The sequence below is a fragment of the Bacillus sp. FSL P4-0248 genome (genome assembly GCF_038593305.1).
GTDB classification, from domain to species: Bacteria; Bacillota; Bacilli; order Bacillales; family Bacillaceae; genus Bacillus; species Bacillus safensis.
Genome location: NZ_CP151983.1, coordinates 1,374,699 through 1,390,015, shown reverse-complemented (window position 1 = coordinate 1,390,015; position 15,317 = coordinate 1,374,699). Strand labels below are relative to the sequence as shown.

Genomic DNA, 15,317 nt, shown 5'->3' with positions numbered 1-15,317 from the left:
CCCCCTTTCATGTAGAGAGGGGGATTCTTTATTGTCGTTTTGCTTCTTCGAATAGCGAGATGGCTTTTTTGCGTCTTTCCTTGTGATCAACTGTCGGCAGCGGGTATGTATCACCCAGCACACAGCTCGATTTCCGTTGTTCATCTATCGGCATTTTACTTGGTTCATGAATCCATTTTTCCTCAACATGCTCTAGCTCTCGTACATATCTTCTAATATATTCCCCGCTTGGATCAAACCGCTTTGACTGGGTCGTTGGGTTAAAAATACGGAAGTACGGCACGGCATCTGTCCCAACAGAAGCTGCCCACTGAAATCCTCCGATATTCGAAGCCTCATCATAATCCACAAGCTTTTTTGCAAAATACGATTCTCCCTTTCTCCAATCAATCAAATAATCCTTTGTTAAAAATGAGGCGGTGACCATCCTTAAACGGTTATGCATCCAGCCTTCCTCATTTAACTGTCTCATCCCTGCATCAACGAGAGGAAAGCCTGTTTCACCTTTACACCATGCTTCAAACAGCGTCTCATCTTCATTCCATTTCATCCCTTGAAACGCTGAATTGATTTCTTTTTCTTTCATTTCTGGATAATGAGCATAAATCATATGGTAAAAATCTCGCCACGCCAGCTCTTTGATAAAGGTTTCTCTGCCCTCGTCTTCAAACAGTGCTTCCTCATGTACCGCATAAAAGATCGTTCGAATTGAGATAGTCCCTGTTTTCAAGAAACGTGACAGCTTGCTCGTTCCAAAAACAGATGGCATATCTCGTTTTTCATGGTAACGTGTTAGTCTTTTTTGGATAAAGTCATGCAGCGTGTTCATCGCTTTGCGTGAACCGATTTGATCAAATTTTCTTGAGCATCTCATGATTATACTGCGTAGTTTGTCATTCCCTTTGTGTGAAAGTGACTCATCACAAATCGTATGAGCGCTGCTGAGAAATGATTTGTCAACTTTTATCACAGGCTGCTTCTCTTGCTTTCGCCATGATTGATAGTATGGAGTAAACACTTGATAATGAGTGCCATCCCTTTTTAAGATATCTTGCGCCCCGTGAAGGTGTGTATCTTGCCATTTTGATACATGAATGCCCTTCTTTTCTAAAAAAGCGGTTACTTGATGGTCACGCTTTTGACCGATTCCCACTTGATCTTCATTAAAAAAGACAGCTTTGATGTCATACACATCGATAACTTGCTGAAAGGCACGCAAGACATCACCATAGAGAAGATGAACATACATTTGAGATTCTCTTGCTTTCTTGATAAAATGCGCCAAGCTTTGAAAAAAATGTTCGTTGTTTAAATCGAGGTCCATTTCAGTAAAAAATGGATCTAGATGATAAAGAGCAAATAATTTGTACTCGTGTTTTTTTGCATATGTGATCGCTTTTGATAAGGCGATATGATCATCTAATCGCATATCCCGGCGAAACCAAATCACAACAATGTTGTCCAACCTTCTTCACCTCACTCTATAGTGTAATCACTCTCACTGGCTGCTGCACATTTTAATGCGCTCAAAAAAGACACATCACGGTGGATGTGTCTCACTTCTTATTCAGGCTTTAATACGATTAACAGATCACCGGTTTGAATCGGTTCTCCATTTGTCACATGTATTTCATCTACGACCGCAGAAAATGGTGCTTGTACAGTCGTTTCCATTTTCATGGCTTCATTGATCATCAAATGCTCACCTTGTGAAATTTTCTGCCCTTTTTCCACGAGTACTTTAATGACAGTGCCTGGCATCGATGCGGCGATGTGATTTGGATTTGAACGGTCCGCCTTCATTTTTTCTTGAACGGAGGATTTGATGCTTTCATCCTTAATCACCACTTCACGCGGCTGGCCATTTAACTCAAAGTAAAGAACTCTTGTGGCATCTGGATTCGGTTCACCAATTGATACGAGTTTGACAATCAGGGTTTTTCCTTTTTCGATTTCTACCTCAATCTCTTCTCCAAGCCTCATCCCGTAGAAGAACGTTGGTGTATCAAGAACAGAGATGTCACCATAGCTTTCTGCTGTTTGGACAAATTCAGAAAAGACTTTCGGATATAAGGCATACGCAATTGCGTCTTGCTCTGTTAACGTCAGGTCATGAGATTCTTTGAACTGCTTCTTAATGTCTTCAAAGTCCACTGGCTTCAGCTTCTCACCAGGTCTGACAGTAAGAGGCTCTTCCCCTTTTAAAATCAGCTTTTGCAGCTTTTCTGGGAATCCGCCATGCGGCTGGCCTAAATAGCCTTTAAATAATTCCACAACAGAATCCGGGAAGTCTAGTGTTGCGCCTTTTTCATAAACATCTTCTTCTGTTAGATCATTTTGCACCATGTAAAGTGCCATATCTCCAACTACTTTAGAGGATGGTGTTACCTTTACAATATCACCAAACATGTCATTCACACGTCTGTACATTTCCTTTACTTCATTCCAGCGCTCGCCAAGACCGACACCTTTCGCCTGCTGCTGCAAGTTACTATATTGACCGCCAGGCATTTCATGCTCATAAATTTCTGTATGAGGCGAATTCATGCCGCTTTCAAATTCATGATAGTATTTTCTGACGGAATCCCAGTATTGAGAAAGGCGTTCGACAGATTGGACATTCATGTCTGGCTTTCTTTCATGTCCATCTAAAGCATAATAAAGTGAGCTTGCACTTGGCTGCGATGTGAGTCCTGCCATAGAGCTGACGGCAACATCCACAATATCAACACCTGCATCAATCGCTCTTGCATAGGTGAACAGTCCATTTCCACTCGTGTCATGCGTATGAAGGTGGATAGGGATCGTAAGCTCATCTTTTAAAGCAGAGACTAGCTCGTAGGCTGCCTGCGGTTTTAATAGCCCCGCCATATCTTTAATACCTAAAATATGCGCGCCGGCAGATTCAAGCTCTTTTGCAAGAGATACATAGTAATCAAGATCATATTTTGGACGAGATGGATCAAGAATATCTCCCGTATAACAAATCGCCGCCTCTGCCACTTTGCCTGATTCCCGAACAGAATCAATGGCAAGCGTCATGCCTTTGACCCAGTTTAAGCTGTCGAAAATACGGAACACATCAATGCCTGCCTCGGCTGATTCTTTTACAAATGCTTTGATCACATTATCCGGATAGTTTGTATATCCGACAGCATTTGATGATCTTAACAGCATTTGGAACAGCGTGTTTGGCACTTCTTGACGAAGCTCTTTCAATCGTTCCCAAGGATCTTCTTTTAAGAAACGGTACGCAACATCAAATGTAGCCCCGCCCCACATTTCCATACTAAACAGCTCTGGCCATAAACCTGCTGTCGGCTGGGCAACTTTCTTTAAATCATGTGTTCTGAAGCGTGTCGCAAGCAGAGACTGATGCGCATCTCTAAAGGTTGTGTCAGTTAAAAGGACGTTATTTTGTTCTTTTACCCAGTTGGCAAGTCCCTCAGGTCCATGCGTATCTAACAATTGTTTTGTCCCAGACGGAATCTCTTGATTAAGAGGAAGCTTCGGTACGTCTGGCTTGTCAAAATGAGGCTTCTTTTTCTCCGCAATACCCGGGAACCCATTAATGGTAACGTTACCAATATAAGTCAGCATCTTCGTTCCACGGTCTTTTTGCTTAGGGAAATTAAATAGCTCTGGCGTTGAGTCGATAAACGATGTATCGTATTCCCCTTTTAGGAACTTCTCATGCTTAGCCACATTTTCAAGAAATGGGATGTTAGTTTTAATCCCGCGAATCCTGAATTCTTGTAAATTTCGAACCATTTTAGCAGCCGCTTGATCAAACGTGAGCGCCCATGTAGACAGCTTGACCAATAGTGAGTCGTAATAAGGTGTAATGACCGCACCTTGGAAGCTGTTCCCTGTATCAAGACGTACACCAAATCCCCCACCTGAGCGGTAGGCCATAATTTTTCCTGTGTCTGGCATAAAGTCATTTAAAGGATCTTCTGTTGTGACCCTTGATTGAATGGCAAAGCCGTGTGTAAAGATATCTTCTTGCTTTGGAATACCAACTTCTTTGCTGTGAAGGTTATGCCCCTTTGCAACAAGAATTTGGGTTTGAACGATATCGACACCTGTGATCATTTCTGTAATCGTGTGTTCTACCTGCACCCTTGGATTGACTTCAATAAAGTAAAACTCTCCATTTGCAACAAGGAATTCTACAGTCCCTGCATTAATGTATGATACATTCTTGGCCAGCTGGACAGCTGCTTCGCAAATATCTTCACGCAATTGATCTGTTAGAGACACACTTGGCGCCACTTCAATGACCTTTTGATGCCGCCTTTGAACAGAGCAGTCACGCTCATATAAATGAATGATATTGCCGTGATTGTCTCCAATCACCTGCACTTCAATATGTTTTGGATTTTCAATCAGCTTTTCAACGTATACTTCGTCATTTCCAAAAGCAGCTTTTGCCTCTGACTTCGCACGGTCATAGGCTTCCTTCAGCTCTTCTTTTGATCTGACAATGCGCATACCCCGGCCGCCGCCGCCTAGTGAAGCTTTAATAATAAACGGGTAACCGTATTCTTCACCGAATTTTTCGACTTCTTCGACCGAATCAACTGGTCCGTCACTTCCTGGAATGACTGGAATACCAGCTTTTTTCGCTTCATCTCTCGCCTTTACTTTATCTCCAAACATATCTAAATGCTGAGAAGTTGGACCGATAAATTGAATGCCTTCCTCTTCGCATCGTCTTGCAAAATGAATGTTTTCGGATAAAAATCCGTAGCCTGGATGAATCGCATCCACGTCATTTCGTTTTGCAATTTCGATGATCCCCTCGATATCGAGGTAGGCATCAATCGGTTTTTTCCCTTCTCCAACTAGATATGCTTCATCAGCTTTATAGCGATGATAAGAGCCAGAGTCTTCTTTGGAATAAATGGCCACTGTACGTAAGTTGAGCTCTGTACAGGCCCTGAAGACTCTGATAGCGATTTCCCCTCTGTTTGCAACTAGAACCTTTTGAATTGTTCTCTGTGACATTCTCACTCCTCCATATCCCTTAAAATTTTATATGTACTCTATAATAAAGGAAGAAATGAAAACTGTACACTTTTGTTTTCTAAAGATTCAAAGTTTTCTGCAATCCATTTTTTTCAACCGATGGTCTGCTTATTGATTTTTTCTTTTTATAACGCTCTTTATATTCAGTAAACATGCTGATATTCAGCAGCATTCCCATACAGATGCTAAGTAAAATGATAGACGATCCCCCGTAGCTGATAAACGGAAGTGTCACCCCAGTAATTGGAATAAGACCTGAAACACCGCCTAAATTGATACAAGTTTGGATCGCAATCATGGAGGAAATTCCTATTGCAAGCAAACTTCCAAACGGATCTTCACACTTTCTCGCAATATAAAAACCTTTCACGACGATGAAACCAAGAAGAGCGAGAACAAAAAACACGCCGAAAAAACCAAGCTCTTCTGAGATAATTGCCATGATAAAATCTGTGTGCGGTTCTGGAAGATACCCGTACTTTTGAACACTTTCCCCTAGACCGAGTCCAAAAAAGCCGCCTGATCCAATCGCATAATATGAATTAATCAATTGATGCCCAGTAGCCCCTGCATCTTTAAATGGATCTTGGAAACTCTCAAAACGTCCGAGACGATTTTGCGTGAAAATTTTATCCCAAAAAAGAATAATAAACGGGGTCACGACGACCATCACTGCGCTAAATAGCGCCAGCAGCTTCGCAAGCGTTTTGCCGCTAAAGCCTGAGCATAAAATCATCGCAAGGGCAATCATGCCAATAATAAAGGCTGTCCCATAGTCTGGCTGCAAAATGATAAATCCGCACAGGATAGAGACAATCACGATTGGAGGCGTGACACCTCTTAAAATATGATCAATATAATGCTGCTTTTTGGCATAGACCGCAGCAAGATAGATGATGACGACAATCTTCACAAATTCAGCTGGCTGAAGACTAAAAGGGCCTAATTTGATCCAGCTTCTTGCGTTCCCTGCAACATGACCGAGAAAGTACACATAGATGAGGGAAAAAACTGAAATCAGCAGCATACCAATCTGGAATTTCTTATTTGAAAACAGCTGATATGGAACTAATGCTGTAAAGATTAAGATGGCTGCTCCAACAATCATAAATAAGAGCTGTTTCTTAAAAAAGTTATCTGGCGCGGCATCGTATCTGATAACAGATGTAATCATACTTGAGCTATATACCATAACCAAACCGAATGCGCTGATTAAGATGATGGCGAACAATAATGAGTAGTCATACGATTTTAGCATTCTCTTTAACATATAATCCTCTTCCTAACGTCTGTTTCTACTGCTTGATATCTTCTTAGCTGTTCTTATTCTACTACATTTTCTCCGTTTGATCCCGTTTTACCTCTTTTATATTGTTCGTCATTCATGAAAGAATCAAGTCCGTTTGCCGTCAATCCATAAAAGAAATGAGAGGACAAAAAAACTCAAACCTATGTTGTGGAAGTTTGAGTTTTCAATCGTTATTTTTTTGTGAACGCATCATGAAGTGCGGAAAGCTCTCTCTCAAGTTTATCGAGTAGTTTCTTGCCTTCATGTTGATCAACTAATCCAAGCCGGACAGCAAAATCAATCTCCCTCGATAATCCGAACATTTGAGTATCTAAAACCTCTTCATAAAGAGGACATTGCGGCATCGTTAAGTTGTCCATTTGCACTTGGATCAATTTTAAAATTTTATCTGCATCCAATTTTAATAAAGCCAGTGCTTTTTGCCGATGATCGACTAAAATTTCTGACGCCAAAAGTATCCCTCCGTTCCCCAGGCGAGTACCTAATTCTTCTATTTATCATAAAGCGAAACGCCCAAAATTGCAAGCAGATTTGTACAGTTCGCTTTGTAAAAATAAAAAGAAGACATTCCTCATTAAAAGATACTCATCTCATATTTTTCACTCATGAGCTCAAGCAGCTTAATCCCAGCAATACTATTCCCTTTTTCATCCAGTGCAGGACCGAAAATTCCGATCCCAAAATCATATGGTGCCGCTCCCATAATCCCGCCTGAAACACCGCTTTTAGCAGGTATGCCGATATTAATGGCAAATTCCCCGCTTGCATTATACATGCCGCACGTCACCATAAAGGTTTTACAAATTCTAGCGACATCTTTTGAAAGAATTTGCTGGCCCGTCTCTGGATGTCTGCCATCTAATGAAAAAACACAAGCAATTTTCGCCAAATCTAAGCTGTTCATCATGATGGCGCATTGTTTCGTATACACGTCCATGACCTCTTCTACGTTCCCTCTAATAATATGATATTGCTTCATATAATAGCACATAGCCCGGTTAATCATCGATGTCTCAAATTCGGATGCCGCTGTCTCTTTGCAGTATGTAATGCTTTTATCATTTGCGAGCTCTCTAATAAAGCCAAGCAGGCGGTTCAGCTGATCTTGCGGAGTCGCTCCTCTTATTAAGCTTGTGACTGCAAGCGCTCCTGCATTAATCATTGGATTCAGCGGCTTATTCGGACTTGCTGTTTCCAGCTTAATCATTGAATTAAACGGATCACCTGTAGGCTCTTGTCCAACAAATTGAAAGACTTTTTTTGGCCCTTCTTCTGAGAGTACGAGCGCAAGGGCTAATACTTTAGAAATACTTTGCAGGGTAAAGCGTTTATCTACATCTCCTGCCGAGTGGCAAGTATTACTCACATGGTACACAGCCACAGATAAATCTGTCTGATCCGCTTTGGCGAGAGCGGGAATATAGGATGCTACTTTGCCATCTTTGGCCACTTTTTTTGCTTCTTCTACAAATCGCTGAAGCTCTTCATTGTCGCGACATGCCATGCCCAATATCCTCCCTATGTTTCATGTACGATTAGTGTGTACAAGGAGAAGCATGTTTATGAAAGTGACAAAGCAGGAGAAAACTTCTATAATTTATGGTGGAAAGGGGTTGTCTTGAACATGAGTATTATTCAAATTAAGGGGAACGTAAAGTACAAGATCACCATTGATCCAAGTGTATGGATTTTTGATGACCGCAAATTTTTAATGGATTCATTTTTTGAAAACAGCGCAGCAAATGAAGAAAATCAGCTGGATCAGGAGCTTGACCAAGAGCGGGTGATCAGAGAAGGTCAAACACTTCCACCCACTTTAAAAACAGAGAAGAAGTACGAAAAGGAAAGACTCGTCACAGGCAGCTTCGGAATGAAGCTGGGTGATATGCTGAAAAATGCAGAACCGCTTGAACATGCAGATACATGCGAATTTGTCACAGAAACAGAGACAATTGCTGTTCCGCTTTCTCAGGCAATGGAAAGCATTGCACACTTCAGCCAAAATGGGAAGCCGATGACTGAAGAAGGACCAATCCACGTTTATTTCGCAGATCAGTCCAACCTCACTCAGCCGATAAAAGGTGTCAAAGAGCTCATCATTACATAAGACAGAGGGTCTGGACTACAGCAAATCAGCTGCAAGCTGTGCAAGTCCAGACCTTTCTCCTTTGACAAGCTTGACATGTCCAGATATTTGCTGTCCTTTGAACCGCTCAATGACATACGTAAGCCCATTATTTAAGCTGTCTAAATAAGGATGATCAATCTGCTCCGGGTCCCCCATCAGCACAATTTTACTTCCCTCTCCGACGCGCGTTAATAATGTTTTCACCTCGTGTTTCGTTAAATTCTGCGCCTCATCAATGATAATAAATTGATCAGGGATACTTCTTCCGCGGATATACGTTAAAGCTTCGACTTGAATAGAACCAATACCCGCCAAAATCGCATCAAGTTCACCAGGTTTTTTTGTATTAAATAAAAATTCCAGGTTGTCATAAATCGGCTGCATCCATGGTCTGAGTTTCTCTTCCTTTTCACCTGGCAAGTAGCCTAAATCCTTGCCGACAGGAACAATGGAACGGGCTACGATCAGTTTTTTAAACATGCCGAGATCCTCTGTCTGCATTAATCCGGCAGCAAGTGCAAGCAGTGTTTTACCAGTACCCGCTTTTCCGATCAATGTCACAAGCGGAATATCACGGCGCAATAGCAGCTCTAGGGCCATCGTCTGCTGAACATTTTTCGGACGGATTCCCCAAACATGCTCTTGATCATAAATAAGCCGTTTCACGTTCTCTGCTTTTTGATCAAGCATTCCTAAAGCAGAACCGCCTTCATTCCCCTTCATAATGACAAATTGATGAGGGTTTAATGGTGCACTTGTGACTTCTTTTATCGGCAATTGACTTTGCTTATAAAATGTATTCAATTGCTCGGTCGGAATATAGAGCTCATGATAGCCGTTATCAATGTCTTCGTTTTGCAGCACACGGTCACTTAAGAAGTCCTCTGCCTGAAGACCTATCGCATCTGCCTTTACCCTGACTAAGACATCCTTACTGACCAAAATGACAGGCCGGCCGTGAGGCTTTGTTTCTTCCTCTAAGCTCAAATTTTTCGCGACCGCTAAAATCCGATTATCGTTCGTTTTTTCAATAAAAATTTCTTGAAGCTCATGGAAAGAGCGATGATTCAGCTCGATGCGCAGCGTCCCTTTTGACTCTAGCGTAATTTTTTCATGCAGTTTCCCTTTCGATCTCAAACCGTCGATTAAACGTGAGACGCGCCGGGCGTTTTGCCCAACCTCGTCCATATATCTCTTTTTCGAGTCTACTTCTTCTAACACAACGGCCGGAATGACGACTTCGTTGTCTTCAAATGAAAAGATTGAATTCGGATCCTGTAATAACACATTTGTGTCTAATACATAAATTTTACTCAGGTCCTTCGCCTCCTGATCGGGGTTTCATTCATCCTTGTCTTTCCCAAAACGATTGTTAAAATATATGTTTTCATGAATAAAGTTAGAAGGTTAATTCAACAATAAAATAAATCATGCAGTTTGTGAAGGAGGGAATTTAGATGCGACTATTTTTAACATTATTCATGATTCAAACGATCATTCTGTTAGGCGCTTGCCAGCAGCAGGAAAAGCCAGAAGCGCTGGACAAGCAAGATGGACGCCAGCACTTAGTACGGGTGTCAGACTCATCCAAGAAAAAGACAAATCAAGCCCGCCCATCTACAGATGTTGCGCAGCATCTTGTCAATGTGACAGAGCATGTAGCAGATGTCAATGATGCAACGGCAATTGTCATCGGCCGCTATGCTGTTGTTGGTATTGATGTAAAAGATGATTTAGATAGAAGCAAAGTAGAAACCATTAAATATTCAGTTGCAAAAGCGCTGAGAAATGACCCTGAAGGTGCAAATGCTGTTGTGGTTGCTGATCCAGATACAGTCAGCCGTTTAAAAGAAATGGGCAAAGAAATCCAAGCAGGCCGTCCGGTAAGCGGTATTATGGACGAACTGGCTGCCATTGTCGGCCGCGTGATGCCAGAGATGCCGAGAAATGAGATCGAGCGTAACGAAAAAGACCCGACAAATGATCCGAATAATCAGCTCAAAGAACAGGATCAAAAACAGTTAGAAAAAAATCAAAACGACCAATCAAACCATCATATGAATCAGAAGAAATAATGAGAACGGCTTATATCTCCTGTGATATAAGCCTTTTTCTACGCTGATTTTAAGTAGCTGGAAAACATGCTATAATAAATGCAATAAAGTGAGGTGAAAATGATGAGAGTGAAGTGCTCATTATGTGAAAAGCTTGAAACCATTGATGATGATACACTTGTTGCTAAACGGTTAAGAAACCGGCCAATTCATACATATATGTGCGATGACTGCCAAGAACGCATTAAAATAAAGACTGAAGCTCGCATCAAAACTGGCAGATTCTCTCTTTATCAGGATCCTGCGACGAAAGAGAAAAAGAAGAAAAAAGGAAAGAAAGAACAAAAGACATAAAAAAAGACCTGACACATGTTCAGGTCTTTTTTTACGTATTAACTGTTCCTTCTTTTTTCGCACGATGCAGCCGTATTTTATAAATAATCAAAATGGCAGCTGCCACAACCAGTCCTTCCGCTACTGGAAGGAAGATACCTAGAAATGTGAGAAACGTGCAGCCAAAAATCAAAAACAAATAAATCACGAGCGCTTTTAAAATCGGTAAACGTCTTGCAAAGCCGAGCTTAAAAACAATAATCGCTAAAACAAGGATGGTGCCATATAGGAGCCACATCCCTGTTTGCGGATTTTCATCGACACGAAACAGCATCGCGAAAAAGGATAGATTTTCACTTACTTCCTGATCATTCAAAAAGATTCCCTCCCCTTATCTTTCAGGGTTCTATCTTTTTAATTCTTCATGGAACTAAGATAATCCTGCTAGCTTTTTCTTCTTCGCTGCTTTCTCACGTTCGTTTTTGTCTAAAATTTTCTTTCTAAGACGAATTGATTCAGGTGTAACCTCACAGTATTCGTCTTCATTCAAGTACTCAAGAGATTCCTCAAGTGACATAATACGAGGTTTTTTCATGCTAACCGTTTGATCTTTCGTCGCTGAACGTACGTTTGTTTGTTGTTTCATACGGCTTACGTTTACAACAAGGTCATTCTCACGATTATGCTCCCCAACAATCATCCCTTGGTATACTTCAGTACCCGGCTCAACGAAGATCACACCGCGCTCTTCAACACCTTGGATTCCGTAAGCAGTCGCTTTACCTGTTTCCATTGAAACAAGTACACCTTGACGGCGTCCGCCAACTTGACCAGACTGCATTGGCTGGTAGCTGTCAAACGTATGGTTCAAAATACCAAAACCACGAGTTAATGAAAGAAATTCAGTTGTATAACCAATTAAACCACGTGATGGCACTGTAAAGATCAGGCGAACTTGACCGTTACCATTATTGATCATGTCAATCATTTCACCTTTTCTTGCACCCATTGATTCCATAACAGAGCCAGTATGCTCTTCTGGTACATCAATTTGAACGCGCTCTACAGGCTCACATCGAACACCATCAACTTCTTTTACAATAACTTCTGGCTTCGATACTTGTAATTCAAAACCTTCACGTCTCATATTCTCAATGAGAATGGATAAGTGAAGCTCTCCGCGTCCAGAAACAACCCAAGCATCAGGTGAATCAGTTGGATCCACACGAAGACTGACGTCTGTTTGAAGCTGCTGCTCTAAACGCTCTTCAATTTTACGTGATGTCACGTATTTTCCTTCACGGCCTGCAAATGGGCTGTTGTTTACAACAAACGTCATTTGAAGTGTCGGCTCATCAATACGAAGGATTGGAAGTGCTTCTTGGTGTTCTACCGGACAAACCGTTTCACCTACGTTGATGTCTTCCATTCCAGATACAGCGACAAGATCTCCCGCTTTCGCTTCGTTGATTTCCACTCGTTTTAACCCTTGGAAACCAAAGATCTTTGTTACTCGGAATTGTTTCACAGTGCCGTCGACTTTCATCAAGGCTACCTGCTGTCCTACTTGCATTGTTCCTCTGAATACACGGCCGATTCCAATTCTGCCAACATAATCATTGTAATCAAGTAGTGCCACTTGGAATTGAAGCGGCTCTTCATGGTTATCAACTGGGCAAGGAATATGGTTCACAATGGCTTCAAACAAAGATTCCATGTTTTCATCTTGCTTGCTCGCATCGTTACTTGCTGTACCATTGATTGCTGATGCATAGACAACTGGGAATTCAAGCTGTTCTTCTGTTGCATCCAATTCAATGAACAAGTCGATCACTTCATCAACTACTTCAGCCGGACGAGCAAAGTCGCGGTCAATTTTATTGACGACAACGATTGGTGTTAAGTTTTGCTCAAGTGCTTTTTTCAGCACAAAGCGTGTTTGAGGCATACAGCCTTCATAAGCATCCACAACGAGGAGTACACCATCTACCATTTTCATGATACGCTCAACTTCACCACCGAAATCGGCGTGTCCTGGTGTATCTAAAATATTAATGCGTGTATCTTTATAATGGATCGCAGTATTTTTAGCTAAAATCGTAATACCGCGCTCTCGCTCTAAATCATTTGAATCCATGGCTCTCTCAGCGATATTTTCATTCGCACGGAAAGTACCAGCTTGATGGAGCAATTGGTCAACAAGCGTCGTTTTACCATGGTCAACGTGGGCAATAATTGCGATGTTGCGAAGGTCTTTTCGAAGTTTCACATTTTCATCTCCTAAAATAATTAGATAACTTTCATATTATATCACAATCCCCTTTAAATGCCGATCGTTTTTCTGTAAACTTATATTAACTCTAAAAAAAGGGATGGAGACAAATGAAACAAATCAAATGGCTTCTATTATTATGTGCATTACTTGCAGTTGTCAGTATGGCGTTTATTGGGGTATCTCTTGCAGAAAAAAACATACTGGGCATATGTTTTAGTATCGTGTTCGCCATGATTTTCATGGGTACAGGATTTACATTAAAAAGAAAATTAAACGTGCAATCATAAAATTAGTTAAAAGCCTTTTACATTCTATATGTAGAAGGCTTTTTATTTTGAGTAAAAACAAGACAAATCACCTATGAAAGCTTCATTCATCAGACGGAACGTATCTTGAAGAGTTGACAAAAGTAAGCAATCTGAACCCCTCCATTTTTCGACAAGAACTTTTATAGTTCTCCAAAATCAAACAGAAAGTTACATTTTTCCTATTCTTCCACAAAGTTTCTCATGGTATGCTTTTCTTGCAACAAAATTTAACAGAAAAGGGAGAGAAAAGAAGCATGAAGAAGTTTTTGAGCAAATCGCTCAGCTCTGTTGTATTTTTCGCTTTAGCTATCATTCTTACTTTCACAACAGTAGCTCCTGGGCAAGCAAGCGCTGCAACTTTCAAAGGAATTCCTTTTGAACAGCAGCAAATCATTAAAGAATTATTGGAGAAAAACGAGCGTGTCATCAACATTCTCATCAATTCATTTGTTGAGGAAGACAACAGCTACACATTTGATGTGAAAAAAGCTGTTGAGCTCGGACTAACTGAAGAAGAAGCGGCGACTGCTGAGAAATTCTTAGATCGCGCAGCTGTTCTTACAATCGTTTTCAGTGAAAGCATCACTAAAAACGAAAAAGGGAAATTGGTTTTTGATGCAGCAAAAGCTGTTGAACTTGGTCTTACAAAAGAAGAAGCGGCTAAATTTGAAAAGCTTTTCAAATCAGTGATCAGAATTGCTGATCTTGCTGGTGATGCCCTTGTTCTAGACAAAAAAGGAAACGTTGTGATTGATTCAAAAATCGCAAAAGGTCTTGGATTCAGCTCTACTGAATTACTTGTTTTCAACCAAATGCTTAAGAAAATTCCTCAAGAGCAATTGAAAACGTTCTATGATGCAGTTCAAATTGCGAAAGAAAAATTAAGCTAATCTCAGAAAAACTCCCACCTGGTTCATCCAGATGGGGGTTTTTTATTTCAGCCAATAAAGCGTATAGACTTCCGCCTTACAGTTTCAGGAAAAACAAAAAATCACTTCATTCTCATGAAGTGATGTCGTTTATTTTTTATTTCCGCTTTCTTTTATGTAATCATGCAAGATTTTTTCACAAATGGATCGATTTCCAGCCACTATGCTGTTTTTGTCTAGGAACGTAAGACGTTCTCCGTGAATATTTGAGTAAACGGCCCCTACTTCATCAAGCAGCACGCAGCCCGCTGCATAATCCCACGGTGCAAGCCTTAAGGTGACATATGCGTCACTTCTGCCGCTTGCAATATAAGCAAGCTCAAGGGCAGCTGATCCAATCGTTCGTGTCCCTCTCACGTCACGCACTAGACGGGCAAATGGTTTGGCGTCAAAATAAGGACTTTCAATCGCCCATGTCGGATTAATACCCACAATGGCTTTTTCAATCTCCACATCTTTTAATGGAGGGAGCAGGATATCGTTCATATAGGCTCCTTCTCCTTTAATGGCATGGTAGAGCTCGTCATGAATGACGTCATAAATAAGACCGATTTTCCCCACACCATTTTCAAATATCCCGATTGAAATGGCAAAGTTGCGCTTTTGATGGACAAAGTTCATTGTGCCATCAATCGGATCAATGATCCACACAATTCCATCGAGTGAGGTGACCTCTTCCCCTTGTCCCTCTTCTCCTAAAATGTGATGATCTGAAAATGCCGACTGTATTTTTTCAATAAAAAAACGTTCTGTTTCTTTATCGATATTCGTGACTAGATCATTTGGATTTGATTTTGTTTCAATTGATAGACCTTCCTGCATGGACGCTTTAATACGGCTCCCTGCTTCTTTTACCCAGAGCTTTGCAAGACGGTCAATTTCCACCCAGTTTGTCATCAGATTGTAAACCTCTTTTCTATGTAGGACCTATTTGTAATAGCATACTGATA

At 41.1% G+C, this 15,317-nt stretch carries 14 protein-coding genes; 5 read left to right on the top strand and 9 right to left on the bottom strand.

Features of this window, described 5'->3' with window-relative positions; translation table 11 throughout:
* Positions 1–28: 28 nt before the first annotated feature.
* The 5 genes from NST65_RS07030 to glsA form a co-directional block, all read right to left on the bottom strand.
* The gene (locus NST65_RS07030) at positions 29–1,465 is read right to left on the bottom strand and encodes a deoxyribodipyrimidine photo-lyase (protein WP_227001716.1); all 1,437 of its coding nucleotides are present in this window, start codon (positions 1,463–1,465) and stop codon (positions 29–31) included.
* Positions 1,466–1,563: 98 nt separating this feature from the next.
* Entirely contained in the window at positions 1,564–5,010 is a 3,447-nt protein-coding gene (gene pyc / locus NST65_RS07025) for a pyruvate carboxylase (RefSeq protein ID WP_034281655.1), read from the bottom strand.
* A gap of 79 nt (positions 5,011–5,089) precedes the next feature.
* Positions 5,090–6,301: a putative lipid II flippase FtsW gene (ftsW, locus tag NST65_RS07020; protein ID WP_034281653.1), complete on the bottom strand. Its 1,212-nt coding sequence runs from the start codon at positions 6,299–6,301 to the stop codon at positions 5,090–5,092.
* Between the two features lie 209 nt (positions 6,302–6,510).
* Positions 6,511–6,792 (bottom strand): YlaN family protein, encoded by a 282-nt coding sequence (locus tag NST65_RS07015; protein ID WP_003212509.1) that lies wholly within the window; start codon positions 6,790–6,792, stop codon positions 6,511–6,513.
* 122 nt (positions 6,793–6,914) lie between these two features.
* Complete coding sequence (glsA, locus tag NST65_RS07010; RefSeq protein WP_034281651.1) at positions 6,915–7,844, bottom strand: glutaminase A; 930 nt, start codon at positions 7,842–7,844, stop codon at positions 6,915–6,917.
* A 120-nt stretch (positions 7,845–7,964) separates the two neighbouring features.
* Between glsA and NST65_RS07005 the strand changes: the two genes are divergently transcribed.
* On the top strand, positions 7,965–8,447 hold the full coding sequence (locus NST65_RS07005; protein WP_034281650.1) for a hypothetical protein: 483 nt from the start codon (positions 7,965–7,967) through the stop codon (positions 8,445–8,447).
* A gap of 15 nt (positions 8,448–8,462) precedes the next feature.
* Here NST65_RS07005 and NST65_RS07000 read toward each other — a convergent pair whose 3' ends face one another.
* Positions 8,463–9,785: a PhoH family protein gene (locus NST65_RS07000; protein WP_034281649.1), complete on the bottom strand. Its 1,323-nt coding sequence runs from the start codon at positions 9,783–9,785 to the stop codon at positions 8,463–8,465.
* 140 nt (positions 9,786–9,925) lie between these two features.
* On the opposite strand from NST65_RS07000, the gene NST65_RS06995 reads away from it, so the two are divergent.
* On the top strand, positions 9,926–10,543 hold the full coding sequence (locus NST65_RS06995) for a YhcN/YlaJ family sporulation lipoprotein (RefSeq protein WP_034281647.1): 618 nt from the start codon (positions 9,926–9,928) through the stop codon (positions 10,541–10,543).
* A gap of 99 nt (positions 10,544–10,642) precedes the next feature.
* Positions 10,643–10,876: a YlaI family protein gene (locus NST65_RS06990; protein WP_223250959.1), complete on the top strand. Its 234-nt coding sequence runs from the start codon at positions 10,643–10,645 to the stop codon at positions 10,874–10,876.
* 31 nt (positions 10,877–10,907) lie between these two features.
* On the opposite strand, the gene NST65_RS06985 is transcribed toward NST65_RS06990, so the two are convergent.
* Positions 10,908–11,231 (bottom strand): YlaH-like family protein, encoded by a 324-nt coding sequence (locus NST65_RS06985; protein ID WP_003210819.1) that lies wholly within the window; start codon positions 11,229–11,231, stop codon positions 10,908–10,910.
* A gap of 54 nt (positions 11,232–11,285) precedes the next feature.
* Positions 11,286–13,124, bottom strand: coding sequence for a translational GTPase TypA (gene typA, locus NST65_RS06980; RefSeq protein ID WP_041084955.1), 1,839 nt, complete (start codon positions 13,122–13,124; stop codon positions 11,286–11,288).
* A gap of 113 nt (positions 13,125–13,237) precedes the next feature.
* On the opposite strand from typA, the gene NST65_RS06975 reads away from it, so the two are divergent.
* Positions 13,238–13,417: a DUF5325 family protein gene (locus NST65_RS06975; RefSeq protein ID WP_034281645.1), complete on the top strand. Its 180-nt coding sequence runs from the start codon at positions 13,238–13,240 to the stop codon at positions 13,415–13,417.
* 275 nt (positions 13,418–13,692) lie between these two features.
* Complete coding sequence (locus tag NST65_RS06970) at positions 13,693–14,328, top strand: hypothetical protein (protein WP_034281643.1); 636 nt, start codon at positions 13,693–13,695, stop codon at positions 14,326–14,328.
* Between the two features lie 129 nt (positions 14,329–14,457).
* Here NST65_RS06970 and NST65_RS06965 read toward each other — a convergent pair whose 3' ends face one another.
* Positions 14,458–15,264 (bottom strand): inositol monophosphatase family protein, encoded by an 807-nt coding sequence (locus NST65_RS06965; RefSeq protein ID WP_046310839.1) that lies wholly within the window; start codon positions 15,262–15,264, stop codon positions 14,458–14,460.
* Positions 15,265–15,317: the final 53 nt, after the last annotated feature.